At 59.6% G+C, this 24,951-nt stretch carries 24 protein-coding genes, 1 pseudogene and 1 other annotated feature; of the genes and pseudogenes, 10 read left to right on the top strand and 15 right to left on the bottom strand.

What is annotated here, in order from left to right:
• Positions 1 to 15 precede the first annotated feature (15 nt).
• Genes SERRSCBI_RS12715 through SERRSCBI_RS12705 form a run of 3 tightly spaced genes read right to left on the bottom strand, consistent with a single transcriptional unit; the run spans position 16 to position 4,074 of the window.
• The gene (locus tag SERRSCBI_RS12715; protein ID WP_369795933.1) at positions 16 to 1,524 is read right to left on the bottom strand and encodes a sugar ABC transporter ATP-binding protein; all 1,509 of its coding nucleotides are present in this window, start codon (positions 1,522 to 1,524) and stop codon (positions 16 to 18) included.
• Positions 1,518 to 3,035, bottom strand: coding sequence for a xylulokinase (gene xylB, locus SERRSCBI_RS12710; RefSeq protein WP_042784693.1), 1,518 nt, complete (start codon positions 3,033 to 3,035; stop codon positions 1,518 to 1,520). Before xylB ends, SERRSCBI_RS12715 begins: the two co-directional genes overlap by 7 nt.
• Positions 3,036 to 3,039: 4 nt before the next feature.
• The gene (locus SERRSCBI_RS12705) at positions 3,040 to 4,074 is read right to left on the bottom strand and encodes an NAD(P)-dependent alcohol dehydrogenase (RefSeq protein WP_042784692.1); all 1,035 of its coding nucleotides are present in this window, start codon (positions 4,072 to 4,074) and stop codon (positions 3,040 to 3,042) included.
• A 228-nt stretch (positions 4,075 to 4,302) separates the two neighbouring features.
• On the opposite strand from SERRSCBI_RS12705, the gene SERRSCBI_RS12700 reads away from it, so the two are divergent.
• Positions 4,303 to 4,857 carry a D-lyxose/D-mannose family sugar isomerase gene (locus SERRSCBI_RS12700; protein WP_042784691.1) on the top strand — a complete coding sequence of 185 codons (555 nt, stop codon included), beginning with the start codon at positions 4,303 to 4,305 and terminating at the stop codon, positions 4,855 to 4,857.
• Between the two features lie 71 nt (positions 4,858 to 4,928).
• Positions 4,929 to 5,930 (top strand): LacI family DNA-binding transcriptional regulator, encoded by a 1,002-nt coding sequence (locus tag SERRSCBI_RS12695; RefSeq protein ID WP_042784690.1) that lies wholly within the window; start codon positions 4,929 to 4,931, stop codon positions 5,928 to 5,930.
• Positions 5,931 to 5,967: 37 nt separating this feature from the next.
• Here SERRSCBI_RS12695 and SERRSCBI_RS12690 read toward each other — a convergent pair whose 3' ends face one another.
• The gene (locus tag SERRSCBI_RS12690; protein WP_042784689.1) at positions 5,968 to 6,927 is read right to left on the bottom strand and encodes a DMT family transporter; all 960 of its coding nucleotides are present in this window, start codon (positions 6,925 to 6,927) and stop codon (positions 5,968 to 5,970) included.
• Between the two features lie 91 nt (positions 6,928 to 7,018).
• Between SERRSCBI_RS12690 and SERRSCBI_RS12685 the strand changes: the two genes are divergently transcribed.
• Positions 7,019 to 7,873, top strand: coding sequence for a LysR family transcriptional regulator (locus SERRSCBI_RS12685; protein WP_033650235.1), 855 nt, complete (start codon positions 7,019 to 7,021; stop codon positions 7,871 to 7,873).
• A gap of 109 nt (positions 7,874 to 7,982) precedes the next feature.
• On the opposite strand, the gene SERRSCBI_RS12680 is transcribed toward SERRSCBI_RS12685, so the two are convergent.
• Complete coding sequence (locus tag SERRSCBI_RS12680; protein WP_033643283.1) at positions 7,983 to 8,279, bottom strand: YciI family protein; 297 nt, start codon at positions 8,277 to 8,279, stop codon at positions 7,983 to 7,985.
• A 176-nt stretch (positions 8,280 to 8,455) separates the two neighbouring features.
• Between SERRSCBI_RS12680 and SERRSCBI_RS12675 the strand changes: the two genes are divergently transcribed.
• Together SERRSCBI_RS12675 and tonB are read left to right on the top strand one after the other, a co-directional pair.
• Complete coding sequence (locus SERRSCBI_RS12675) at positions 8,456 to 9,109, top strand: epoxyqueuosine reductase QueH (protein ID WP_033643282.1); 654 nt, start codon at positions 8,456 to 8,458, stop codon at positions 9,107 to 9,109.
• Positions 9,110 to 9,344: 235 nt separating this feature from the next.
• The gene (gene tonB / locus SERRSCBI_RS12670) at positions 9,345 to 10,088 is read left to right on the top strand and encodes a TonB system transport protein TonB (RefSeq protein WP_033643281.1); all 744 of its coding nucleotides are present in this window, start codon (positions 9,345 to 9,347) and stop codon (positions 10,086 to 10,088) included.
• A gap of 70 nt (positions 10,089 to 10,158) precedes the next feature.
• Here the strand turns inward: tonB and yciA are convergent, their stop codons facing one another.
• Complete coding sequence (gene yciA / locus SERRSCBI_RS12665; protein WP_004932085.1) at positions 10,159 to 10,587, bottom strand: acyl-CoA thioester hydrolase YciA; 429 nt, start codon at positions 10,585 to 10,587, stop codon at positions 10,159 to 10,161.
• Between the two features lie 76 nt (positions 10,588 to 10,663).
• Complete coding sequence (locus tag SERRSCBI_RS12660) at positions 10,664 to 11,203, bottom strand: septation protein A (protein WP_033643280.1); 540 nt, start codon at positions 11,201 to 11,203, stop codon at positions 10,664 to 10,666.
• A 221-nt stretch (positions 11,204 to 11,424) separates the two neighbouring features.
• On the opposite strand from SERRSCBI_RS12660, the gene SERRSCBI_RS12655 reads away from it, so the two are divergent.
• Positions 11,425 to 13,128: a SulP family inorganic anion transporter gene (locus SERRSCBI_RS12655; protein ID WP_033643279.1), complete on the top strand. Its 1,704-nt coding sequence runs from the start codon at positions 11,425 to 11,427 to the stop codon at positions 13,126 to 13,128.
• 50 nt (positions 13,129 to 13,178) lie between these two features.
• Here SERRSCBI_RS12655 and SERRSCBI_RS12650 read toward each other — a convergent pair whose 3' ends face one another.
• Together SERRSCBI_RS12650 and SERRSCBI_RS12645 are read right to left on the bottom strand one after the other, a co-directional pair.
• Positions 13,179 to 13,931 (bottom strand): YciC family protein, encoded by a 753-nt coding sequence (locus SERRSCBI_RS12650; RefSeq protein WP_033643278.1) that lies wholly within the window; start codon positions 13,929 to 13,931, stop codon positions 13,179 to 13,181.
• A 34-nt stretch (positions 13,932 to 13,965) separates the two neighbouring features.
• Positions 13,966 to 14,406, bottom strand: coding sequence for a YkgJ family cysteine cluster protein (locus tag SERRSCBI_RS12645; RefSeq protein WP_033643277.1), 441 nt, complete (start codon positions 14,404 to 14,406; stop codon positions 13,966 to 13,968).
• 286 nt (positions 14,407 to 14,692) lie between these two features.
• Between SERRSCBI_RS12645 and ompW the strand changes: the two genes are divergently transcribed.
• A complete protein-coding gene (ompW, locus tag SERRSCBI_RS12640) occupies positions 14,693 to 15,325 on the top strand; it encodes an outer membrane protein OmpW (RefSeq protein ID WP_099785823.1) in 633 nt (210 codons plus the stop codon).
• A gap of 44 nt (positions 15,326 to 15,369) precedes the next feature.
• Here the strand turns inward: ompW and SERRSCBI_RS12635 are convergent, their stop codons facing one another.
• The 6 genes and pseudogenes from SERRSCBI_RS12635 to SERRSCBI_RS12605 all read right to left on the bottom strand — a co-directional run bounded on the left by SERRSCBI_RS12635 (position 15,370) and on the right by SERRSCBI_RS12605 (position 22,464).
• Positions 15,370 to 15,684, bottom strand: a complete 315-nt coding sequence (locus SERRSCBI_RS12635) for a BON domain-containing protein (RefSeq protein ID WP_016927515.1) — start codon at positions 15,682 to 15,684, stop codon at positions 15,370 to 15,372.
• Positions 15,685 to 15,902: 218 nt separating this feature from the next.
• The gene (trpA, locus tag SERRSCBI_RS12630; protein WP_033650237.1) at positions 15,903 to 16,709 is read right to left on the bottom strand and encodes a tryptophan synthase subunit alpha; all 807 of its coding nucleotides are present in this window, start codon (positions 16,707 to 16,709) and stop codon (positions 15,903 to 15,905) included.
• Positions 16,709 to 17,914 (bottom strand): tryptophan synthase subunit beta, encoded by a 1,206-nt coding sequence (gene trpB / locus SERRSCBI_RS12625; protein WP_170852993.1) that lies wholly within the window; start codon positions 17,912 to 17,914, stop codon positions 16,709 to 16,711. Before trpB ends, trpA begins: the two co-directional genes overlap by 1 nt.
• A 26-nt stretch (positions 17,915 to 17,940) precedes the next feature.
• Positions 17,941 to 19,302 (bottom strand): bifunctional indole-3-glycerol-phosphate synthase TrpC/phosphoribosylanthranilate isomerase TrpF, encoded by a 1,362-nt coding sequence (trpCF, locus tag SERRSCBI_RS12620; RefSeq protein ID WP_198036341.1) that lies wholly within the window; start codon positions 19,300 to 19,302, stop codon positions 17,941 to 17,943.
• A 3-nt stretch (positions 19,303 to 19,305) separates the two neighbouring features.
• Positions 19,306 to 20,902, bottom strand: a pseudogene (gene trpD / locus SERRSCBI_RS25110) (bifunctional anthranilate synthase glutamate amidotransferase component TrpG/anthranilate phosphoribosyltransferase TrpD).
• Positions 20,902 to 22,464: an anthranilate synthase component 1 gene (locus tag SERRSCBI_RS12605; protein ID WP_042784677.1), complete on the bottom strand. Its 1,563-nt coding sequence runs from the start codon at positions 22,462 to 22,464 to the stop codon at positions 20,902 to 20,904. Before SERRSCBI_RS12605 ends, trpD begins: the two are co-directional and overlap by 1 nt.
• Before the next feature lie 24 nt (positions 22,465 to 22,488).
• Positions 22,489 to 22,592: a sequence feature (Trp leader region), on the bottom strand.
• 252 nt (positions 22,593 to 22,844) lie between these two features.
• Between SERRSCBI_RS12605 and SERRSCBI_RS12600 the strand changes: the two genes are divergently transcribed.
• The 3 genes from SERRSCBI_RS12600 (at position 22,845) to SERRSCBI_RS12590 (ending at position 24,869) form a co-directional block, all read left to right on the top strand.
• On the top strand, positions 22,845 to 23,726 hold the full coding sequence (locus SERRSCBI_RS12600; RefSeq protein ID WP_042784676.1) for a PHP domain-containing protein: 882 nt from the start codon (positions 22,845 to 22,847) through the stop codon (positions 23,724 to 23,726).
• A 47-nt stretch (positions 23,727 to 23,773) separates the two neighbouring features.
• Positions 23,774 to 24,394: an L-threonylcarbamoyladenylate synthase gene (locus SERRSCBI_RS12595; RefSeq protein WP_042784674.1), complete on the top strand. Its 621-nt coding sequence runs from the start codon at positions 23,774 to 23,776 to the stop codon at positions 24,392 to 24,394.
• Between the two features lie 115 nt (positions 24,395 to 24,509).
• Positions 24,510 to 24,869, top strand: a complete 360-nt coding sequence (locus SERRSCBI_RS12590) for a Rap1a/Tai family immunity protein (protein WP_016927523.1) — start codon at positions 24,510 to 24,512, stop codon at positions 24,867 to 24,869.
• Positions 24,870 to 24,951 lie beyond the last annotated feature (82 nt).

Raw genomic sequence — 24,951 nt, 5'->3', positions numbered from 1 at the left:
GTTTTTCTCTCTCTGTTAAACCGCAAGTTTCATCAGTGCTGCCTGAGTCGCATCGGCTGCCGAAAGCTCGCCGGCCAACTGCCCGTCACGAAACACCAGGATGCGATCGCTCATGCCGATAATTTCCGAAAGCTCGGAGGAAACCATGATGATCCCTTTGTTTTGCAAGGCGAACTCCGACATAAATCGATAGATCTCTTTCTTGGCGCCGACGTCGATACCGCGCGTCGGCTCGTCGAGCAGCAAAACCTCCGGATCCAACAGCGCCCAGCGGCCCAGCACCACTTTTTGCTGGTTGCCGCCGCTCAGGTTGCCCACGGGCTGTTCGCCATCGTGGGTTTTAACGTTAAAGCGCTGGATCATGTCGCGGGTTCGCGCCTGCTCCCGTTTCTCGCTGACGAACCCCATTCGGCTGATGCCGGCAAAAGAGGCGATATTGATGTTCTCACTGACGGAACGGCACAGCACCAGGCCGGTTTCCTTGCGATCTTCCGTCACGTAGGCAATGCCGCTATCGATGGCCTCTCGCGGGGAATGGCGGTTCAGCGTCTTGTCGCCCAAGCGAATCGTGCCGGCGTCGGCATGCTGAATGCCGAAGATAAGATCGAGAAACTCGCTGCGGCCCGATCCCACCAGGCCGTAGATGCCCAGGATCTCACCGTGCTTCAGTTGCAGGCTGATATCCTTTATCTTGCTGCGCCAACACAGGCCGTTGACCTCCAGCAAGACCTCTTCGCCGGGTTGATTGAACTTGGCGAACTCGCTGTCGTACTCGCCGCCGATAATGTGTTCGATCAACTGCTCGCGGGTAATGTCGGCGATATAGCCTTCATGGATATAGGCGCCATCGCGGAAAATGGTGTAGCTGTCCGCGATTTGGAATATCTCGGACAAACGGTGGGAGACGTAGATAATGCCTTTACCTTTCGCCGCCAGTTGCTGAAGCGTCTGAAAGATTTTTTGCGCATCCTCTTCACCAATCGCCGAGGTGGGTTCATCCATGATGATGATGTCGGCATTGGCGTGCGACAGCGCTTTGGCGATCTCGACCAGTTGCTGCTCGGCGACGCTCAGGTTGCGCATTTTTTCTCGGGCGTCGATCTTGAAATCAAGTTCCTCGAGCAGACGGGTGGTGCGTTGGTTGAGCGTCGCAAAGTCGACGAAGCCCAGGCGTCTCGGCTCGCGGCCCAGCCAAATGTTTTCGGCCACCGTCAGGTCCGGGATCGCGCTCAGCTCCTGCTGCACGATGGCGATGCCGGCATTGAGGGCTTCCCGGGGATGATGAAATTCACAGCGTTGGCCATTGATAAAAATGTCGCCGCCATCGGGTTGAATAAAGCCCATCAGAATGCTGAGAAAGGTGGATTTCCCCGCGCCGTTGCCGCCGCACAGGGCATGGATGGATCCGCGCCGCAGGCAAAACTCGGCGTTCTTGAGCGCCACGACCGGGCCAAAGGCTTTCCTGACGCCGCTGACTTCCAGCAGGTAGGCAGGGGCTTGCGTATGGGGATCTCGCGTCACGATTGAACCTCCGGGTATGTCCGCTGCAAACGCTGCAGGTACCGTTGATAAAGCGTCTCGTATTGCGTTTGCCTGTCGGCGTTTGGCATCGTGCGCGTGGCTTCATCCAGGGAAACGAAGCGTTGGCACAGTTCAGCCAAGAGCCCGGCGGCGTTCTGGTGCGGGCGATCGGCCAACGACGTCGCCCACATCGCTTGAATGGCGCCGCCCAGCGCGGCGGTCTCTTTGACATTCAGGCAGACCACCGGGCACCCCATCACGTCCGCGACGATTTGTCGCCAGGCGACGCTGCGGGCGCCGCCGCCGGTGAGGCGGATCTCGCGCGTTTCGATGCCCTGTCGGCGAAACAGCTCGATGCCATAGCGCAGGCCGTAGGTGGCGCTTTCAACCACCGCCAGGCAGAGATTGGCGCGAGTAAAATTGTCGCTATCGAGGTTATGCAGGCTGGCGCGCGCGTGGGGCAGCGGGGGAACGCGTTCGCCGTTGAAGAACGGCAGCATCTCGACGCCGCCGGCACCCGGCGCCGCCTGCGCCAATAAGCGGTTAAAGCCGTCAAGATCTTCGTCCAGCAGCGTCTGCATGGCCGTGGTGGCCGAGGTGACATTCATGGTGCATATCAAGGGCAGCCACCCGTTGGTGCTGGAGCAGAAACCGGCAATCATGTCGGATTCCGCCACGACGGGCGCGGCGGACCAGGCGAATAGCGTGCCGGAGGTGCCCAGGCTTAGGGTAACGGTGCCGGCCTCGATGTTGCCGGAACCGATGGCCGCCATCATGTTGTCGCCGCCGCCGGTCGAGACCCGAACTGCCGGGCCGAGGCCGAGCTTTTCCGCCGCGAAGGGGCGCACCGTGCCGATGCAGCATTCCGCGCTTTTGAGCGGCGGCAGGGCATGCCATAAACGGCCGCTGTCATCGATAAGATTGACGGCGGCTTGACTCCAGCTACGGGCGCGCACATCGAACAGCCCGGTGCCGGAAGCATCGCCATATTCCGCTACACGCTCCCCGGTCAGCCAGAAGTTCAAATAATCATGCGGCAGCAGCACGGTGTGCAGTTTTGCCCAGAGCGCCGGATGGTGCGTCTTGAACCAAAGGATTTTTGACGCGGTATAACCGGTGGCGAGCCGCAGGCCGAGCTTGTCCAGCGAGCCCTTGGCGCCGCCGAGCCGCTGCAGCAGCAGTTCGTTTTCCTCCGCGGTTTCGGTATCGCACCACAGCTTGACGCTGTGCAGCACGTTGCCATCTGCGTCCAGCGGCACAAATCCATGCTGTTGGCCCGAGACCCCGAGAGCGTTAATTTCCCCGGCATCAATACCGGCGTTAGTCACGGCTTGATGAAACGCGGTGACCAACGCCTCAATCCACCAGTCGGCCTCTTGTTCGCGCCGGCCATTGGCTTGGCTGATGAGGCGGTGAGGGGCGCTGCCCTCACCGAGGATCACGCCCTGTGTGCTGTCGACAATCACGACTTTCGTGCCTTGCGTACCGCAGTCTATGCCAGCATAGAGTGCCATAGGATCACTCCATTTCCAGCATGATTTTGATGTCCGAGGCATGTCCCGCCGCCGCGCGCTCGAAGGCCGCCACGCTGTCGGAGAATTTGTAGGTTTGGCTTATCAACGGTTGGACGCGCAATTTGCCGCTGCTCAACAGCCGCAGCGTGCGCGGATACATGTTGGCGTAGCGGAAAATGGTCTTGAAGGTGATTTCCTTGGCCTGTGCTGCGACGATATCCATCGGCGCGGCGTCGATCGGCATGCCGACCAGCACGGCGGTCGCCCCTGGCGCCGCATGTTCGGCCAGCGTAGCGATAGCCGGTTTTGCGCCGCTGCATTCAAACACGATATCGACGCCATTGCCGCTGGTGAACGCAGCCACTTTACCCGCCAGGTCGCCGGTTTTGATATTGACGGCGTGCAGCCCTTCATAGCTGGCCGCCACGGCGAGTTTCTCGTCAAACAGGTCGCAGATAATGACGTCCGAGCAGCCACCCGCCAGCGCCGCGAGGGCGGTGACCACGCCGATCGGCCCAGCGCCGATCACCAGCGCGATATCGCCGGGTTTGATCCCGGCTTTGGTGGCCGCTTGCATGCCGATGGCCAGGGGTTCAACCATGGCGCCTTCAGCGAAACTGACGTTGTCCGGCAGTTTGAACGTGAATGCGGCGGGGTGGATGACGGTTTCGCGCAAACAGCCGTGCACCGGCGGCGTCGCCCAGAAGCGAACGGCGGGGTCCAGGTTGTAAATCCCGGCGCGCGTCTGCGCCGAGTTGAGGTCGGGAATGCCGGGCTCCATGCAAACGCGATCGCCAACGCTGAGGTGAGTGACGTTTTCACCTGTCGCGAGCACCACGCCGGCGGCCTCATGGCCGAGCACCATCGGGGCTTTGACCACAAACGGGCCAATGCGGCCATGCTGGTAATAGTGCACATCGCTGCCGCAGATGCCCACGGAATGAATTTTTATCTGTACATCGTCGGGCCCCAGCGTTTCGGCCAGTTGGACGTCCTCGATAGCGATTTCCCCTGCTTTGGCCAGCACTAATGCTTTCATATTGCCTCCTGGTGAATCATTTTTATGGTAACGATATCATTTCAATGCGGCGATAGTGAGCCAATGCGGGTGGTTAAACTGTGATCAATGTTGGAATTACTCGACGAGAGTTAATTTTGCTGGCGGGTTGTTATTCAATATAGCGACGGTGGTCACAAAATCGGCGTGGTAATGACGGTTTTAATATCGGCCTGTTGATATCGATACCGTTACTTTGCCGGGGGAATGATGAACAAACAACAAAGCGCCAGAGCCGCTACGCTGGAGTATTTGCGCCAGGCGGACATTATCTTGACCGAAGAAGAACAGCAACGCATTGAAATTGCGACGTTTGGTCTGGCCGACTATCCCGCGTCCGGGTTGCAGCTGCTGACCTACGTCAACTCACCTCGGTATTGCGCGAAAGAGCTGGTGCTGTTTCCTGGGCAGACTTGCCCGGAACATTTACACCCTCCCTTTGCCGGCACGCCCGGCAAGCAAGAGACGTTCCGTTGCCGTTGGGGAGAGGTGTTTTTGTTTGTCGATGATGAAAGTCTGACGCCCAACGATCGCGGCGGCCAACCGGTATGCCGGGTGCCGGAGGGCGCGGAGCAGTGGTATACCTGTCATCGCTATATCCTCTTGCGGCCGGGGGAACAATACACCATTGCGCCCAATACCCGTCACTGGTTTCAGGCGGGGAAGCAGGGCGCGGTGGTGTCTGAGTTCTCTTCCGAGAGCCGTGACGAGCTGGATATTTTTACCGATCCGCGAATTAACCGTCTTGCCGGCGTAAACCATTAGCGCCAAGAACAAAGTTCTGTCATGATGCCGGGAATGATACAAAATGATACATTCAAGCTAAGGAGCTGCATTTGGCCGTGGGTCGAGGACGGAAAGCGACGCTGGCTAGCGTCGCCGCACAGGCGAACGTCAGCAAAATAACCGCTTCGCGGGCATTTTCACAGCCGGACAAGGTCCATCCGGAAACGTTGAGGAGAATTCGGGAGACCGCAGCCGAACTCGGTTACGTGGTCAATGCCGCGGCGCGCAATCTGCGGGCGAAAAGCAGCAGAACCATTGGCATCGTCAACCCGGACATGGCCAACCCATTCTTTGGCGGCCTGGCGCGCCTGATGACGCTTGAAGCGCAAAAGATGGGGTACGACACGCTGGTGTTCGACTCCTATGAGTCTCAGGAAAGCGAAGACAGGATCATCGACAAACTCATTGGCTACAACGTCGATGCGATTATTCTCTCGGTCATTTCCAACGATCATCTGTACCGGCCTTCCTACCTCAAACGTCTGGAAACGCTCAATATACCGGTGGTGTTGATCGATCGGGAATTGGAGAGTCACCACTGCAGCGGGGTGTATATTGATAATCTGGATTGCGGCCTTCAGGCGGGGCGTTGGCTTCTGGAACAGCAGGCGCAGCGGGTGGTGGTGATCTCCGGGCCGGAGAATTCCAACGTTGCGCGTGACAGGGTCACTGGCTTGCAGGCGGCATTGCAAGGGAAGGTGGCTTCGCTCGACGTGCGGTATGCCGATTTCTTTATGGATGTCGCCTGGCAAGAGACGAGCCGCTGGCTGGCCAATAACCCCGCCCCCGATTTTTTCGTCGGCTGCAATAACCAGATCTCGCTGGGCATCATCAAGGCCTGTATCGAACATCGGTTGCCGTTGATGCAGGACGTGTCGTTGTTCAGCATCGATGAGGTTTCACATGCCGAGATCTACGGTTTCCATTTCCCCTGTGTGTCACACGACTTGCAAGAGATCGCCTGGCAAGCGTTGAATCTGGCGATCCGCCGTATTGCCGATCCTGAGATAAAACCGGGCAAGGTGGTGGTGCGGGGAAAACTCGTCGTGTAACGGTGCCGGCAACGTGTAGCCGACATCTCCGTAAACCTTATCTGCCATTATTCATTTCAGCGCGTTCAGTCCGGCCCCTCATCGGGGGGCGGATAAGCAGCCATAAGCCGCTCCCCGCCGTTGCTGCACCCAGCAGCATGGGCCAGGAAAGGGGCTCATCGAACATTAACCATGCCCAGCAGAAGGTGACGAAGGGGCTGATGAACAGCAGGCTCGTCACACGCAATGCAGAGGTATGCCTAAGGCAGAACCAATACAAACCGTAACCGGCCAGGGTGGCCAAAAGCGCGGTCCAAAGCACGCCGATAACCAACCCTGTCGTCATGGTTGGCAGCAGCGGGCTTTCTGCGCCTGCCAGTGGGGCAAAAGCCAGCGCTGAAATCGCGCTTTGTATCCCCAACCTGGCGGGCAGGCTCACCGCTTGCGCCTGCGGCAGCCGTTGCTGCCACAGCGTCGCCAGTGCCAGTGACAGCATCCCCGCCAGCGGCAACAGGTAGCTCCACAATGGCGCACTTCCCCAGGAAATAGCACCGCCCGTCGCCAATATCACCCCGAGAGAGCCTAATACCAGGCCGAGCCAGACGCGGCCATCGGGCAGCCGGCGTAGAAACAGCATGTTCAAGAGTGCGGTGCCGAGAGGGAGCAAATCGGCGATGAGCGCGGCCAACCCGGTCGGCACGCCGTACTCGATACCTTTACTGACGCCGGTCAGGTATCCGGTCATGGCAAGCAGCCCGATCCCGGCGTGAGCGGCTACCGACTGCGGCGAGGAGCGCCTGATGGCGCGAAGGCTAAACGGCATCAGCAGTAAAGCGACCACGACACAGCGCCAGAACGCCACCAGCAACACCGGCGCGTAATCGGCGGCGAAACGGATGCCGACAAAGCCCGAGCTCCAGGCGACGATCAGCAGGACTTCCGCTGCCGGCAACCAGACGACGGCTTTGTCGCCCACCTTATCGCGGCAGGAAGGTGGACGAAATTCTGACAGGGGCATGGTGATCTTCTCCTTTTTCCCCAAGGGTAGTGAGCCGCTATAATTTAATAAATCGAATAATTTTCGTTCAGTTGTTTAATGGAGTTAAACCATGCGGCCAACCCTGGACATTAATCTTTTGCGCACTTTTCACGCTATCGCCCGTTTGGGGCAATTTCGTGCGGCGGCGGCCTTTGTTCATCGCAGCCCAGCCGCGGTGAGCGTTCATATTCAGCGTCTGGAACAGGTCGTGGGCGGCCGCTTGCTGGAGCGCGACAATCAGTCCGTCGTGTTGACGCCCTTAGGCGACAAACTGCTGGCCTCGACGCTCGGGCTGTTGAATGCCCACGACGATATTCTGCGTGAGCTGCAGGGCGCACCGCTGAGTGGGCACATCAAGCTGGGAGTGCCTGATGAATACGCATCACATGTCATGCGCGATGTGCTGCCGGCGTTTGCCACCCGTTTTCCTGCGGTGATGCTGGAGGTGTCTACGGCCGCCAGCCAGGCGTTGGTTGAACAGATCGGACGCAACCGGCTACAGCTGGCGTTAGCGGTGCTGCCGATGGGGGGACTGCGTCAGATGCCGCTTGCGGTGACTGCGCCGGTTTGGGTTGGCGGCCGCCGATTGGCGCTGGATATGGCCCAACCGATACCATTGGCGTTGCATGCCGCCGATTGCCCTTACCGAGAGGCTATGATCGATGCATTGAGCGGGGCGGGAAGGCATTGGCGAGTGGTTGTGAGCAGCCCATCGGCCAGCGTGGTGGCTGCCGCCGTCGAGGCAGGATTGGCCGTCACGCTGCTCGACCGCGCACGCGTGACGGCGGCGATGCGGATCCTCGACGAATTGCCGTCGGTCGCTCCGCACGAAGTGCAGCTGCTGCGCTCTGCCGCTGCCGCCGGTCAATCGGCGGTGGCGATGCTGGAAAGCGTTATCGGTGAGTATTTCCGGGGCGGAACATGAATATCGACCGCGCGGGGAAGGCGAACCGAGCGCGACGGTGACGCTGAGGTGTGGCTAGCGCCGGAAACGCCGTATAGCGGGGCGTTCCCGGTATTCGGAGGGCTGGAGATCAGAACACCTGTTTGAACGGCTTCACCGTCACGTCGGCGTAGACGCCGGCGGCGACGTACGGATCCTGCTGCGCCCAGGCCTGGGCTTCCGCCAGTGAGGCGAACTCGGCGATCACCGTTGAACCGGTGAAGCCGGCGGCGCCGGGATCGTTGCTGTCGATGGCCGGGTTGGGGCCGGCGACCACCAGACGGCCGGCATCACGCAGCGCCTGCAGGCGCGCCAGATGTGCCGGGCGCACCGCCAGACGGTTTTCCAGTGAGTGGGGAACGTCTTGCGCGTAGATCAGATAAAGCATATTTCACCTGTAAAATCATGGCTATAAAACGGTGCTACCAAGGTAGCGCAAAAGGCGCGGCAGGGGAACGGCGCGCGGTGAATTTATGGGGGGGATTGGCGCTTATGCCTTGAAGCCGCTACTTTTTATTCGTATAGTGCGGCGCGCTTAAACAGATATGCCATTGAGGTGAGGACATGACGGAACTGGTAAGGGAAAAACTCGATTTGCCTGCGGGCAAAAGCAAACTGCTGCTGCATTCTTGCTGTGCGCCCTGTTCCGGCGAGGTGATGGAAGCGATCCAGGCGTCCGGCATCGAGTACGCTATTTTCTTCTATAACCCCAACATTCACCCGCAAAAAGAGTATTTGCTGCGTAAGGAAGAGAACATCCGTTTCGCCGAAAAGCACGGGGTGCCGATCATCGATGCCGATTATGACACCGACAACTGGTTCGAACGCGCCAAGGGCATGGAACATGAGCCGGAGCGCGGCATTCGCTGCACCATGTGCTTCGACATGCGTTTTGAGCGCACGGCGCTGTATGCGCATGAGCACGGTTACGACACCATCTCCAGCTCGCTCGGCATCTCGCGCTGGAAGAACATGCAGCAGATTACCGACTGCGGCATTCGGGCGGCGGAAAAGTATCCCGATCTGGTGTATTGGGATTACAACTGGCGCAAGAAGGGCGGCGCGGCCCGCATGATAGAGATCAGCAAGCGCGAACGCTTCTATCAGCAGGAATACTGCGGCTGCGTCTATTCGCTGCGCGACACCAACCTGCATCGCAAAGCGCAAGGGCGGCCGCTGATCAAACTGGGCGTGCTCTACTATGGTGATGAAGAATAACGCTTAATCACCGCAATCCACCCGCTACGGCGGGTTTTTTATTTTTTAGCGCCGTCTGAACGTTAATGAAGCGTGTTGATTCGGCGGTAAAAAAGCAACGTTCAGGTTAATATCCTTATGAGTTTGCTGGTTTTCGCCGCGGAGACTGACGATTAAAGCGATAGTTTGCCTTTCGTTATTGAATATGATTGCTATTTGCATTTAAACTTGGCGAACCAGAGGAAACAGAATCATTATGCCGCTAAAAAAGATGTTCCTTAATCGCCGTATATCCGTGCCTTTCGTCTTGTCCGTAGGCCTGCACAGCGCCCTGGTGGCGGGACTGCTTTACGCTTCGGTAAAAGAAGTGGTTGAGCTGCCAAAGCCTGAAGAGGCGCCGATCAGCGTCATGATGGTCAACACCGCCGCGATGGCTGAACCGCCGCCGCCTGCTCCGGCGGAACCGGAGCCGCCGCAGGTGGAACCTGAGCCGGAACCTGAACCAGAACCTATTGTGGAGCCGCCGCCGAAGGCGATTGTGAAACCGGAGCCGGTCAAGCCGAAACCGAAGCCCAAGCCAAAGCCGAAGGTAGAAAAACCGGTGAAACCGGAGCCGAAGAAGGTCGAGCCGCGCGAGCCTTCGCCGTTCAATAACGACTCGCCGGCCAAACCCATCGATAAAGCGCCGGTGAAACAAGCGCCCGCCGCGCCGGTACAGGGCAACTCGCGCGAGGTCGGGCCAAAACCGATCAGCCGTGCGGAACCGATTTATCCGCCGCGCGCCAGAGCCTTGCAGATCGAAGGCAACGTGCGGGTGCAGTTCGACGTCGACAGCGATGGCCGCGTGACCAACGTGCGCATCTTGTCGGCTGAGCCGCGCAACATGTTCGAGCGTGAAGTGAAACAGGCGCTGCGCAAATGGCGGTATCAAGCCAAAGAAGCGAAGGATCTTATCGTCAATATTCGTTTCAAGCTGAACGGCACCACCGAAATGAACTGATTTCGGTTTGCGCCAAGAAAAAAAGGGTCGCCTCGGCGACCCTTTTTGCATTTGCGGCGCAGCCGCAGGCTTACTCTTCGAAGCCGACGCGGAAATTCATTTTACCCTCAGGCAGCGCGCGCGAGTTGCCTTCCGCATCGACCGCCACGTAGGTGAACACCGCTTCGGTCGCCCGGTAGCGTTGGCCGATTGGGGCGGAGGAGACTTTCTTTACCCACACTTCGATATTGATGGTGATCGAGCTGCGCCCGGTGCGGATGCAGTGCGCATAGCAGCAAACCACGTCGCCTACCGCCACCGGTTTCAGGAAGGTCATGCCGTCTACGCGTACCGTCACTACGCGCCCCTCGGCGATCTCTTTTGCCTGGATAGCGCCGCCGATGTCCATTTGCGACATCAGCCAGCCGCCGAAAATATCGCCGTTGGCATTGGTATCGGCCGGCATCGCCAGCGTGCGCAGCACCAGCTCGCCGCTGGGTAAAGGTCGTTGTTGTGTCATAGCAGTCTGCTTTTAAAAGGAGGGAATCACATCATACTGCCCGCGGCAAGCGCCGCAGGCATTAACAAATTTGTAACTATTTTTTCTGTTCTGCCGGCATGTGCCGGTAAATATAGATGCCGCTGAGCAGGGTGAATACCAGCGTCAGCACCGTCAGGCCAAAGACTTTGAAATTGACCCAGACGCTTTGCGGCAGCCAGAAGGCGACATAGATGTTCGCCAGGCCGCAGGCCAGGAAGAAGAGGGCCCAGGCCAGGTTGAGGTTGCTCCACACTTTGTCCGGCAGCGTCAGCTCTTTGCCCAGCATGCGCTGAACCAGCGGCTTTTTGAGCACCCACTGGCTGATCAGCAGCGCCAGCGCGAACAGCGCGTAAATCACCGTCACTTTCCACTTGATGAATAAATCGTTGTGGAACACCAGCGTCAGGGTGCCGAACACCAGCACCATCAGGAAGGTGATCAGCGTCATCTTCTCGACCTTGCGGTATTTCACCCAGGTGAACACCAGCGCCAGCGCGGTGGCGACGATCAATGCGCCGGAAGCGACGTAAATGTCGTACAGCTTGTAAAAAGCGAAAAAGACAATTAACGGGAGGAAATCAAGAAACTGCTTCATAAATCAATCCATCATCTGTTCATCGGCCGACTATACCGGATTCGGCGAGTTCTGTGTACCGCCGGGCGCTGCCGATTATCGGCGTTTGGCCGGCGGATTTCTGCCGCGAAAGCAGGAATTTGCATAAACTTACGCAAGAAAGCACGGGCGCATTGCCAGCGCTGGCCGCAGATCGCATAGTAAGTGCCATAATAACCAGATAATTTACCGCGGAAAACAGCATGCAGTGGAAATCTCTCCAGGCCCTGACGCCTGGTTTGACTCATTTATTGGGCTATCAACGCAGTTGGCTCAAACCGGATATGCGCGCCGGTCTTTCCGTCGCCGCCGTCGCCTTGCCGGTGGCCATCGCCTATGCCGAACTGGCCGGGGTTAGCCCGGTGGTGGGGCTTTATTCCTGTATCTTGCCGATGGTGGCCTATGCGCTGTTCGGTTCGTCACGCCAGCTGATCGTCGGGCCCGATGCCGCCACCTGTGCGGTGATCGCCGCGGTGGTGACGCCGCTAGCGGCGGGCAATATGGAACGCCATTGGCAGTTGACCATCATGATGACCGCGATGATGGGCGGCTGGTGCCTGTTGGCCAGCCGGTTCAAGCTGGGGGCGCTGGCGGATCTGCTGTCGCGGCCGATCCTCAGCGGGCTGCTGAACGGCGTGGCGCTGACCATCATCGTCGATCAGATCGGCAAGGTGTTGGGGTTCACAGTGCGCCCGGCGCAGCTGATCGAGCGCATCTACGCGCTGCCGGCCAACCTGTTGCACAGCGACTGGCTGACGATGGCGGTGTCCTTGCTGACGCTGGTGACACTGCTCGGATTTAAAAAATGGCGGCCTAACTGGCCGGCGCCGCTGTTCGCCATCGTGCTGGCGGCGTTCGTCACCTGGGCGGGCGGATTGCAGCAGTATGGCGTGGTGACGGTGGGCGGTTTCAGCGGCGTGTTGCCGATCGTCCAGTGGCCGGACTTTCAGCCCGGGCTGCTGCGCGACATGGTGATCCCGGCGCTCAACCTGGCGGTCGTGAGCTTTGTCAGCATGATGCTGACCGCCCGCAGTTTCGCGGCCAAAAACGGCTATGAGGTCAACGCTGACGCTGAGTTTCGCGCGCTGGGGATGGTGAATATCGTCTCCGCATTGTCGCAAGGCTTCGCCATCAGCGGGGCGGATTCGCGCACCGCGGTGAATGACGCCAACGGCGGCAAGAGCCAGCTCGTGTCGATCATCGCCGCCGCGGTGATCGCTTTCGTCTTGCTGTTCCTGATGGCGCCGCTGCAGTTTATTCCGGTGGCGGGATTGGGCGTGGTGCTGATGTATGCGGCTTGGTCGCTGCTGGATTTTCGCGGCATCTGGATCTTGCGCCGCCGCAACGCGCAGGCTTTCCGCCTGGCGATATTTACCTTCCTCAGCGTCTTGTTGGTCGGGGTGATCAGCGGCATCGGGCTGGCGGTGTTGCTGGGGCTGATGCAGTTTCTGCACACCGTCTTTCGGCCGACGGAACAGCTGCTGGGCGTTAACGACGAAGGCATGATCCATTCCATGGGCAACAACAATGGGGTGAAGGCGGTGCCCGGCGTCATGATGTATCGCTTCAATTCGCCGCTGACCTACTTCAACGTGGCCTACTTCAAACGCCGCATTCTCAATTTGGTCGACAGTACGCCATTCCAGCCGCGCTGGGTGGTGGTGGACGCGGTGGCCAGCTTTACCCATGCCGATATCAGCGTGCTGGCGGCCATCGACGAACTGAAACGCGATCTGTTGCAGCGTAACGTCAAACTGGTGCTGGCCGGGCGCCGCACTGAACTGACGCGCTGGTTCCGCATCAATCGGTTGGGGCGGGACAAGGAGCTGATTTTGGTGCCGGATCTCTATCTGGCGCTAAAGCTGATTCAGAGTAAGGAACAGGCGGAAGCCGCCGCGGTGGGGTAAACAAAAAGGGGCGCGCCGAAGCGTGCCCCTGGGCATTTGTTGCGCCGGCGTCAGCCGCGCAGCAGCATATACAAACGGAACAGATAGATCAGCAGCAGGGCGGAGACCAGGTTGCTTAACGCGGTCAGCACGACGCTGGCCACGTTCGGCGTCAGCACTGACAGATGGCTCACTAAAAACAGCACCAGCAGCTTGGCCGCCAACCACAGCATCATCGCCGGCACAATCACGCGCGCATTGGCGAAGGCCAATTTGCTGCTCAGCTTGAGCGAAGCGAAGACGCCTTTCTTGTCGACGGAGGCGATCACCGGCGCCAACGCGAAGGCGATAGCCATGATCACGCCCGGCACCACGAACAGCGTCAGGCCGAGCTGGATCAGCAAGGTGCAGATAAACAGCAGCAGCAGCAGGCGCGGCAGATCGGGCGCCGAGGCGCCGAGCGCGCGCAGGGCGCTGGTGCGTTGCCCCTGAGACACCAGACGGATCAACGTCAGCATCCCACCGACCAGCAGCACGTTGCCGACCAGCGCGGAGAACGTGGCGGCGGCCGACACTTTCAGCAACACCATCTGCTGTTCCGGCGTCATCTGCTGGATCACGTCCTGAATGCCCATGCCGGTTGACGACGCGAAATCGCTGGTGGAGGCGGCCAGCGTCGCCAACTGTTCGGCATCGGGGCTGAAAGCTTGGTTCAGCAGCACCGAGATAAACGCCGTCAACAGCGCCAGCATCAGGATGCTGGCCAGTTGATTGCGTAAAAAGTTAAAACTGTCACGGTACAAAGCGTTGGCCGTGATAGGCATGCAGACTCCTTGGCGTCGAGAAAACAGAGATAAATCAGTGGGTGATTGTACCCTGTTCCACGCCGCTGTGGCACCCCGCGAATTGCACTACGTCTATTTCTTCAACGATCGTCGTCTCAGGCAACGACAGCGGCAAGGGCACCGGCAAGGGGGGCAGGCCGTAGCGTTCGCGAGCGCGATCGCAGGCTTCGTTGCGCAGGCCGTTTTCACCGGACTGATCGAACTCTCTGCACGGGCTGGGCCGATTAAGATAAATCGAGCACGACACGGCTTTGCCAATCTCGCCGTCCAGCGCGGTGCAGCGCGGAGACTTGCTGTTGGTCCCCTGCATGCAGCGCAGGAACGGGGTCAGAGGCTCCGTCAGGGAAAGGGGAACGGTGCCGCCGCCGTCTTCGGCTTCGGCCCAATAGAATGACACTCGAAAATAACCGCAGCATGCGCCGCAGCTGACACAGGGATTAAGGATTTCGCTCATCTTGATTGCCCGCCGACTCCTCACGGCACCAACCAAAACCAACACGGAAGATGAAATTACCTCAGCCGTATTTTTTTCCGCAACTGAAATTTGAACATGTAGATAATTTGCAACAAAATCGTTTTTTTGATGCAGATCAATCCTTGATTTATTAAGCGGTTAGGTAACCTTGTTTTTGGTGGGATTTTAAAATTTTACACATAAGATGTGATCTCGATGGGATCACAAATACCCGAAAGTAGGTATATTCCCCCTCGAGAGATTAACCACACAAATGGAATGGATAATGAAAAAGACAACTCTGGTGGTATTGGCGACGATGATGGCGCCTATGTTGGCAAGTGCGCATCAGGCCGGTGATTTCCTGTTCCGTGCGGGCACCGCGACGGTGCGTCCAAATGCGGGCTCGGACAACGTATTGGGTTTGGGATCGCTGGATGCGAAAAACAATACCCAGCTCGGTTTGACCTTCGGTTATATGGTGACGGACAACATCGGCGTTGAGTTGTTGGCCGCGACACCATTCCGCCACAAGGTTACCCTGGGCGGCACCGATCTGGCGACCGTTCATCAACTGCCGCCTACGCTGATGGCGCAATACTACTTCGGCGACAAGCAGGACAAACTGCGTCCTTATCTGGGCGTCGGCGTTAACTACACCACTTTCTTCGACGAGAAGTTCAACGACTACGGCAAAAGCGCCGGGTTGAGCAACCTCGATCTGAAAGACTCCTGGGGCGTGGCGGCGCAGGCCGGTCTGGATTACAACCTGGATGAGCACTGGATGCTGAACATGTCGGTGTGGTGGATGAACATCGAAACCAAAACGCGTTTCAACGACGCGAGCGGTGGGCACCACAGCTTCGATACGCGGTTGGATCCGTGGGTGTTTATGTTTGGGGCGGGTTACCGCTTCTGATGAAGGCCGCAAACAGGGAGGCATTGCGCCTCCCTGTGTCGGTATTATTTAACCTGCATGACGTTTTCAACAGATTTCACGCCGGCCACGCCGCGTGTGACCTGCACCGCACGGTTGGCGTCATCGCTTGACGTCACGAAGCCGCTCAACTGCACGCGTCCTTTAAAGGTTTCCACGCTGATTTCGCGCGACTTGATGTTTTTATCCGCCAGCAGCGCCGATTTCACTTTGGTGGTGACCACGGTGTCATCGATATAACCGCCTGTTCCCTCTGATTTCGCCGTCGGTGCGCAAGCGCTCACCGCGACCGCCACAACGGCTGCCATGCACAAGGCCGAAAGGGTTTTAAACAGCTTCATAAATTACTCTCCATGCAATGTTATGGTTGAAATTCGATGCGGTTTTTTCGCCGCAGCGAGCGCATTCCCCAAATCAAACGAAGAAATGCATAGCGAACAATGTTTATTGTGAGACAAGACGCGGGTTTGTTCAAATTTTTGCTGTAAATAAATAGAACAAACTTTGAGGGGAAACAAGCTGTTAAAGCGAGCGCCGGCAAGGCGCTCGCCGAAGGGGATCACGCGCGGGTCGCGTGCTTCATCGCGCTGACGAAGGCCGCCAGCTTGGTCAGCATTTCCGCCGGGTTGGCATGGTGCCGTTCGATGATTTTGACGATTGCCGATCCGGAGATGGCGCCGGCGGCGCCGGCCTGCAGCGCAGCCTTCACCTGCTCGGGCTCGGAGATGCCGAAGCCCTGCAGCGGCGGCGCGGCGTGATACTCGCGCAGCGTGTTCACCAGGTGATGCAGCGGCAACTGCGCCCGGCTTTCGGTGCCGGTGACGCCGGAACGCGACAGCAGATAGGTGTAGCCGCGACCGTGTGAAGCGATCTCACGCAGCAGATCGTCGTCGGCGTTCGGCGGGCAAATGAAGATGGGCGCGATACCGTGGCGCACGGCCGCGGCGCGGAACGGCGCCGATTCTTCAAACGGCACGTCGGCGACCAACACCGAATCCACGCCCACTTCCGCACAGCGTTGGTAAAAAGCATCGATACCTTTATGGAACACCAAATTGGCGTACATCAGCAGGCCGATGGGAATGGTCGGGTGCTTCTGACGAATGGCCGCCAGCAGCTCGAAACACTGGGTCGGCGTAACGCCGGCGGCGAAGGCGCGCAGCGTCGCGCTCTGGATGGTTGGGCCATCCGCCAACGGATCGGAGAAGGGGATACCCAGCTCCAGCGCGTCCGCGCCGGCTTCGATCAGGGTGTCGATAATCTGCAGCGACAGCGCCGGATTAGGATCGCCCAGCGTCACGAACGGGACGAAGGCGCCTTCCTTGCTGCTTTCCAGACGCGTGAACAGTTGCTGATAACGTTCCATCAGATTTCTCCCCGTGCTTTCAAAATGTCGTGAACGGTAAATATGTCTTTGTCGCCGCGGCCGGACAGGTTGACCACCAGGATTTGCTCTTTTTGCGGCGTTTCACGGATCATTTTCAGCGCGTGCGCCAGGGCGTGTGAAGATTCCAGCGCAGGGATGATGCCTTCATGGCGCGACAGCGCTTTGAACGCCTCCAACGCTTCGTCGTCGGTGATCGACACGTATTCGGCGCGACCGGTGCTGTTCAGGTAGGCGTGTTGCGGCCCGACGGACGGGAAGTCCAACCCGGCGGAGATTGAATAGGATTCTTCAATCTGGCCTTCGGCGGTCTGCATCATCGGCGCCTTCATGCCGAAATAGATGCCGACGTGGCCATGCTTGAGCGGCGCGCCGTGCTGACCGGTTTCGATGCCCAGACCGGCGGGTTCCACGCCGATCAGCCCAACGTCGGCGTCATCGATAAAATCGGCGAACATGCCGATGGCGTTGGAGCCACCGCCGACGCAGGCGATGACCGCATCCGGCAGGCGGCCTTCGCGCTCCAGCACCTGCGCTTTGGTCTCTTCGCCAATCATGCGCTGGAATTCACGCACGATGGTGGGGTACGGGTGCGGGCCGGCCGCGGTGCCGAGCATATAGTGCGCGGTTTCATAACTGCCGGACCAGTCGCGCAACGCTTCGTTGCAGGCGTCTTTCAGGGTGGCGGAGCCGCTGTGCACCGGGATCACTTCCGCGCCCATCAGCCGCATGCGGAACACGTTCGGCGACTGACGCTCAACGTCTTTGGCGCCCATATAGATACGGCATTTCAGGCCGAGCAGCGCGCAGGCCAGCGCCGACGCGACGCCGTGTTGGCCGGCGCCGGTTTCCGCGATGATCTCGGTTTTGCCCATGCGCTTGGCCAGCAGGGCCTGGCCCAGCACCTGGTTGGTCTTGTGCGCGCCGCCGTGCAGCAGATCTTCCCGCTTCAGATAGAGCTTGGTGTTGCTGCCGGCGGTGAGATTTTTGCACAGCGTCAGCGCCGTAGGGCGGCCCGCGTAGTTCTTCAACAGATCGATGAATTCCGCCTGAAACGCCGGATCGCGCTGAGCGCTGACAAAGGCTTCTTCGAGTTGTTTCAGGGCCGGCATCAGAATTTGCGGTACGTATTGACCACCAAATTCGCCGAAGTAGGGGTTAAGCAGCGTCATGAGAGTTCCCGTCATTATCCGTTATTAATGTAGAGCCGTATTCAGTAAGCGCGCAGGGTTTGGAAGACCGAGGCCAGGCGCGCGGGATCCTTGATGCCCGGTTCGCTTTCCACGCCGGAATTGAAGTCCAGACCGGCGCAGCCGAGCTTGGCCGCTTCGACGCAGTTGTCGGCGCGCAGACCGCCCGCCAGCATAACGTTAGTCAGATCTTCGCCTTGCAATACCGACCAGTCGAAGCGTTGGCCGGTGCCGCCTGCGCCGTTGTCCAGCAGATAACGATCGACATGCTGCAGATCGCGCGGCGGCACCTGTTCTTTCACGCTCAGCGCTTTCCAGATGCGGCAATCGGCCGGCAAGCGAGCGCGCAGGGCGCTGATATAGGCCTGGTCCTCCGCGCCGTGCAGTTGCACCGCCTGCAGACCGAGGCGCTCCACGGTCAGCGCCACGGTATCGAGCTGGGCGTCGCAGAAGACGCCGACGTACTTCAGCGGCGCGCCGGAAATGACTTCGCGGGCGCGGACGATATCCACATAGCGCGGCGAGCGGCCGACGAAAATCAATCCGCCGTAGATGGCGCCGGCCTGATACGCGGCGGCGGCGTCCTGTGGGCGAGTCAGGCCGCACACTTTATTGTCGCCCAGGATCACACGGCGCACGGCGGCGCGCAGATCGGGTTCCGACATCAGCGCGCTGCCGATCAGGAAACCGTTGGCGTAGTGGCTGAGCTCGCGGATCTGCCCGTAGTTGTTGATGCCCGACTCGCTGATCACCGTCACCCCATGCGGCACGCGCGGCGCCAACTGCCGGGTGCGGTCCAGATCGATGCTCAGATCGCGCAGATCGCGGTTATTGATGCCGACCACGCGCGCTTCCAGCGCGATCGCCCGCTGCAGCTCTTCTTCACTGATCACTTCTGTCAGCACGCCCATATTGAGGCTGTGGGCCACCGCCGCCAGCTGGCGGTACTGTTCGTCGGTCAACACCGACAGCATCAGCAGGATAGCGTCGGCCTGATAGTAGCGCGCCAGGTAAATCTGATACGGGTCGATGATAAAGTCTTTGCACAACACCGGTTGGCTGACGGTTTTGCTCACCAGCGGCAGGAAATCAAAGCTGCCCTGGAAGTATTTCTCGTCGGTCAGCACCGAGATCGCCGAGGCGAAATCTTTATAGACCGTGGCGATCTCCACCGGATCAAAGTTCTCGCGAATCAGCCCCTTGGAAGGCGAGGCCTTCTTGCATTCGAGAATGAAAGCCGTACGGGTGCCCTGCAGCGCGTGGTAGAAGCTGCGTTCGCTCGGTACGATGTCATTCTGAAAGCCGGCCAGGGGCTGTTGCTGTTGTCGCGCCGCGATCCATTGCGCTTTGTCGCGGACAATCTTGTGTAGCACGGTTTCCTGCATCATTTATCCTCTTGCCGCCAGTGCGATGACACGCTCATAAGCCTGCCCGCTGTTGATCATATCCAGTGCCTGCCGCGCATTTTGGCGCAGGTCTTCATGTCCGAATAACTTCAGAAGCAACGCGACGTTGGCCGCGACCGCCGCGGCGTGCGCCGGCTCGCCTTTACCTTGTAACAGCCGCGCCAAAATGTCACGGTTTTCTTCCGGCGTGCCGCCCAGCAAGGCCTCCAGCGGATAGGTTTCCAATCCGAAGGACTGCGGCGTGAGCTGATAACTGCAGATTTCGCCGTTGTTCAATTCCGCAACGTGCGTCGGGGCGTGGATCGCCACCTCGTCCATGCCGCCGCCGTGAACCACCGCCGCGCGCTGATAGCCCAGCACGCGCAGGGTTTCGGCGATCGGCAGCACCAGTTCCGGGCTGTAAACGCCGATCAGCGCCAGCGGCGGACGCGCCGGGTTGATCAGCGGGCCCAGCACGTTGAACAGCGTGCGGGTCTTCAACTGCTGGCGTACCGGCATGGCGTGACGGAAGCCGGTGTGGTACTGCGGCGCAAACAGGAAGCACACGCCAACATCGTCCAACGCCTTGCGCGCCTCTTCCGCCGGCAGATCCAGACGGATACCGAATGCCGCCAGCAGATCCGAAGAGCCGGAGCGGCTGGAGACGCTGCGGTTGCCGTGTTTGGCGATTTTCGCGCCGCACGCCGCCGCCACAAAGGCGCTGGCGGTCGAAATATTGATGCTGTTGGTGCCGTCGCCGCCGGTGCCGACGATATCGGCAAACAGATAGTCAGGGCGCGGGAACGGTTGAGCATCTTCCAGCAGCGCTTTGGCGGCGCCGGCGATCTCTTCCGGGCGCTCGCCGCGGACTTTCATGCTGATCAACGCCGCCGCCAGTTGGCTCGGCTCCAGTTCGCCGCGCACGATGGCGCTGAACAGCTGCTGGCTTTCCTGCTGGCTCATCGATTCAGCGCGGTACAGTTTCTCAAGGATAGGTTGCATCGTCGTGTTCCTTTTATGACTTCGCCAGCGCCCAGGCCAGGGTCTGCTCAAGCAGGCGCGCGCCATGGGTGGTCAGAATCGATTCCGGGTGGAACTGGAAGCCGCATACGCGGCGGCGATCGTCGCGTACCGCCATCACCATCTCGCCGAACCGGGCGTTGACGGTCAGATCGGCCGGGATGTTGCTGCCGACCAGCGAGTGGTAACGCGCCACCGGCAACGGGTTGGCCATGTCGGCGAACATGCCTTCACCGTCGTGAACGATCGCCGAGGCTTTGCCGTGCAGGATTTCCCCCGCCTGGCCGACCTGGCCGCCATAGGCTTCGACGATCGCCTGGTGGCCGAGGCAGATGCCGATGATCGGCAGCCGGCCGCGCAGGCGTTGCAGCAGTTCCGGCATGCAGCCCGCTTCGGAAGGGGCGCCGGGGCCGGGCGACAGCATCAGCACCGGCTGTTCCATCTGCGCCAGACGCTCGATGATCACCTCGGCGGCGATCTGGTTACGATAAATCACCACCTGGTGGCCGCTGGCGCGCAGCTGATCGACCAGGTTGTAGGTAAAGGAGTCGACGTTGTCGAGCAGCAGGATATCGGCCATCAGAACACCTCCTTGGCATGGTGCGCAGTGGCGATGGCGCGCAGCACGGCACGGGCTTTATTACGGGTTTCGTCGGCTTCCGCCTGCGGGATGGAGTCCAGCACGACGCCGGCGCCGGCCTGCACGGTGGCGATGCCGTCTTCGACGTAGGCTGAGCGAATGACGATGCAGGTATCCAGATCGCCGGTGGCGGTAAAGTAGCCTACCGCGCCGCCGTAGCTGCCGCGGCGCGTGCCTTCGGAGGCGGCGATCAGCTGCATCGCCCGCACTTTGGGCGCGCCGCTCAGGGTGCCCATATTCATGCAGGCCTGGTAGGCGTGCAGCACGTCGAGATCGGCGCGCAGGGTGCCCACCACGCGGGAAACCAGGTGCATGACGAACGAATAGCGATCCACTTTGGTCAGGTCGGCCACGTAGCGGCTGCCGGCCTGGCAGATGCGCGCCAGATCGTTGCGCGCCAGATCGACCAGCATCAGGTGCTCGGCCAGCTCTTTGTGGTCGGTGCGCATTTCCAGCTCGATGCGGCTGTCGAGATCCAGATCCAGTGAACCATCGGCTCGGCGGCCGCGCGGGCGGGTGCCGGCGATCGGGTAGATTTCGATCTGGCGATTGCCCGCGTCGTATTTCAGCGCGCTCTCCGGCGAAGCGCCGAACAGGGTGAACTCGTCATCTTGCATGAAGAACATGTACGGGCTGGGATTGTTGTCTTTCAACGTCTGGTAGGCCGCCAGCGGCGCCGGGCACGGCAGGGAGAAGCGGCGCGACGGCACCACCTGGAAAATCTCGCCGTGACGGATCGCTTCCTGCAGCCCGCTGACCACCGCGCCGTACTCTTCGTCGCTCTGGTTGCAGCTCAGCTGCATGTTTTCCAGCTTTTGGTGCGGGATTGGCTGCGGGGTTTGTTTCAATTCGGTCTGCAATTGCGCCAGACGCTGCTGCAGGCGTTGTATTTCACTCGCTTGCTCGCTGAAGACGCTGGCCTGCAATCGGGCGGAACCGCGTTGATGATCCAGCACCAGCAGAGTTTCCGCCAGATAGAAGCAGAAGTCCGGGCAACGTTGATCCTGGCGCAGCGCCGGCAGGTTTTCAAAACCGGCGACCAGATCGTAGGCGAACAGGCCGCCCAGCATCACGGCTTCACGCTCGTCCGCCGGGGAGTCGACCAGGGTCAGCAGCGTGCGCAGCGCGTCGAATACCGACAGGGAGCGCAGGCGCGCGTCTTCGTCCTGCACCTCGTCGATCGCCGGGAAGGTCAGCTCGCGGCCGTTTGGGCGCGCCTGAATGCTGACCTCGGGCGGCAGCGCTTCGTCCAGCAGCGGCAGCAGCGCCGCGCCATTGGCGGTGAGCGCCTGCACGCTGACGGTGTGACCCAGCGCGGTGATGCGCAGCGCGCTGTCGATCACCAGCAGGCTCTGCAGATTCTGTTTACTGTTGATTTCCGCCGATTCCAGCAGCAGGGTGGCCGGCCGGGCGCCGCACAGCTGGTGGAAAAGGGTGGTGGGATCGCCCCGGTAACTGGCCTGCGCCTTCAGTAATGTCAATTGTGGTTTGATGTTCATCATCGGTGGTTCCAGTGAATTCTGTCCATAAAAAAGCCCGCATCAGGTGCGGGCTCAGGAAATCTGCATTGTCAGATGACAGCTATGCGCGATTACACCGCCCGCAAGAGGGAGGTACGCCACCAACCGTGAAGAGAAATGTATGTGTTCATTTGCAGACTCTCTTTGTTAACTCTCATCCGACACGGCCACTGCCGTGAACTTGTGTACTAGTTAACTGGTTCGCGAGGGCAAAGTCAACCCCCTTTTTGTACAATGTTTTAGCGGTCAGCGTGAATTCTGTTCATCATCCCGCCCGCGCGCCCAGCCGGGGCAGAATAGATTTCCGTCCGGCCGCCGATCGCAGGTATGATAGAAAACCAAGCCATTGCCGGATAGCCGTTTTGACAGACAGTAACCCTCAATCCACCGCTTTTACCCTGTACGATCTCCACAGCCATACGACCGCCTCCGACGGCTACCTGACGCCGACGCAGCTGGTGCAGCGGGCGGTAGAGATGCGCGTGGGTGTGTTGGCGATCACCGATCACGACACGACCGCCGGGCTGGCCGAGGCCGCCGCCGCCATCGCGGAGCAGGCGTTGCCGTTGCGGTTGGTCAATGGAGTGGAAATCTCGACGCTGTGGGAAAATCATGAAATCCATATTGTTGGGTTGGGTATGGACGTCGCGCATCCGGCGCTGGTGGCGCTGTTGGCGGAACAAACCGAACGCCGCAACCGGCGGGCGCAGGAGATCGGCGTGCGGCTGGGCAAGGCGCGTATTCCCGACGCCTATGCCGGCGCCCAGCGCCTGGCCGGAGCCGGCGCGGTGACCCGCGGCCATTTCGCCCGTTACCTGGTGGAGATCGGTGTGGCGGACAATATGGCTCAGGTGTTCAAGAAATACCTGGCCAAGGGGAAAACCGGCTATGTACCGCCGCAGTGGTGTACAATAGAACAAGCCATTGATGCGATTCATCAATCGGGCGGCCAGGCGGTGATGGCGCACCCGGGCCGTTACGATTTGACCGCGAAATGGCTGAAGCGCTTGCTGGCGCATTTCGCCGAACACGGCGGCGACGCCATGGAAGTGGCGCAGTGTCAGCAGGCGCCGCATGAGCGCACTCAGCTGGCGAAATACGCGCAAGACTACCGCCTGTTGGCCTCGCAAGGCTCTGATTTCCATCAACCTTGCTCGTGGATCGAACTGGGGCGCAAGCTGTGGCTGCCGGGCGGCGTCGAGCCGGTGTGGCGCGATTGGCCGCAGCCGGGCCAGGCGGTCTGATTTTACGCGCGTGGCAACGCGCGCGGGCATTATTTTAGGAGCAAGTCATGAGTCAGCTTTTTTATATTCACCCGGACAACCCGCAGCCGCGCCTGATCAACCAGGCGGTAGAGGTGCTGCGCGAAAGGGGGGTGATCGTCTATCCCACCGATTCCGGCTATGCGCTGGGCTGCATGCTGGAAGAGAAGGCGGCGATGGAGCGCATTTGCCGCATCCGTCAGTTGGACGGAAACCACAACTTTACCCTGATGTGCCGCGATCTGTCCGAGTTGTCGACCTATGCTCACGTCGATAATACGGCGTTCCGTCTGATCAAAAACAATACGCCGGGCAACTACACGTTCATTCTGAAAGCGACCAAAGAAGTGCCGCGCCGCCTGATGAATGAAAAGCGCAAAACCATCGGCCTGCGCGTGCCGTCGAACCCGATCGCGCTGGCGCTGTTGGAGGCGTTGAACGAACCGATGATGTCCACCACGCTGATGCTGCCGGGCAATGATTTCGCCGAGTCCGATCCGGAAGAGATCAGCGATCATTTGGGCAAGGTGGTCGATCTGGTGATCCACGGCGGCTTTCTCGGCCAACAGCCGACCACGGTTATCGATCTGACCGAATCCTCGCCGGAAGTGGTGCGCGAAGGCGCCGGCGACGCGGCGCCTTTCCGCTGATGTAAAATATTGCCACCTTGCCCATTGTCTGAAAAACGGCTGAAGCGACGCTATTTCGCGTGAAAGCCGCTATTCTTTAAGACTTCAGAATTGATAATGGGCAGGATGCGCAGCAATGATTAAACAGGTTTCTTTTTTAGCGGCCTTATTATTTTCCTCAATGGCAAATGCGGGTTTTTATTCGGGCAGCGGTTTGCTGGCGGAATCCGGCGGTTACGTAAAAAATAAAAGCGGTGAAGCCACCGTGGCCGAAGCGCTGAATGGCGGCATGTTTATGGGATACGTCGCCGGCGTATTCGATACCTATTCCATGCAGGGCAATCGCAATATCTGCCCAGAGGCCGGAATGAGCATCGGCGTAGCCGCCGACGCGGTAATGCAGTACTTGAACGAACATCCCGAGCAACTACATTATTCCGCACCGTCGGTGATTATGCTGGCGTTGAGCGCCGCCTATCCCTGCGTGCGCCATTAAATTCCCATTCCAATAAGTGCGCATTTTTTCATAAGGTGCGCTCGGGTCTTTTCCGCACGAACTTCAATAGATCATGACCTGC

Source organism: Serratia sp. SCBI (assembly GCF_000747565.1).
GTDB lineage: Bacteria > Pseudomonadota > Gammaproteobacteria > Enterobacterales > Enterobacteriaceae > Serratia > Serratia ureilytica.
The sequence above is the reverse complement of the archived record's forward strand: the minus strand, read 5'-3'. Positions and strand labels throughout refer to the sequence as shown.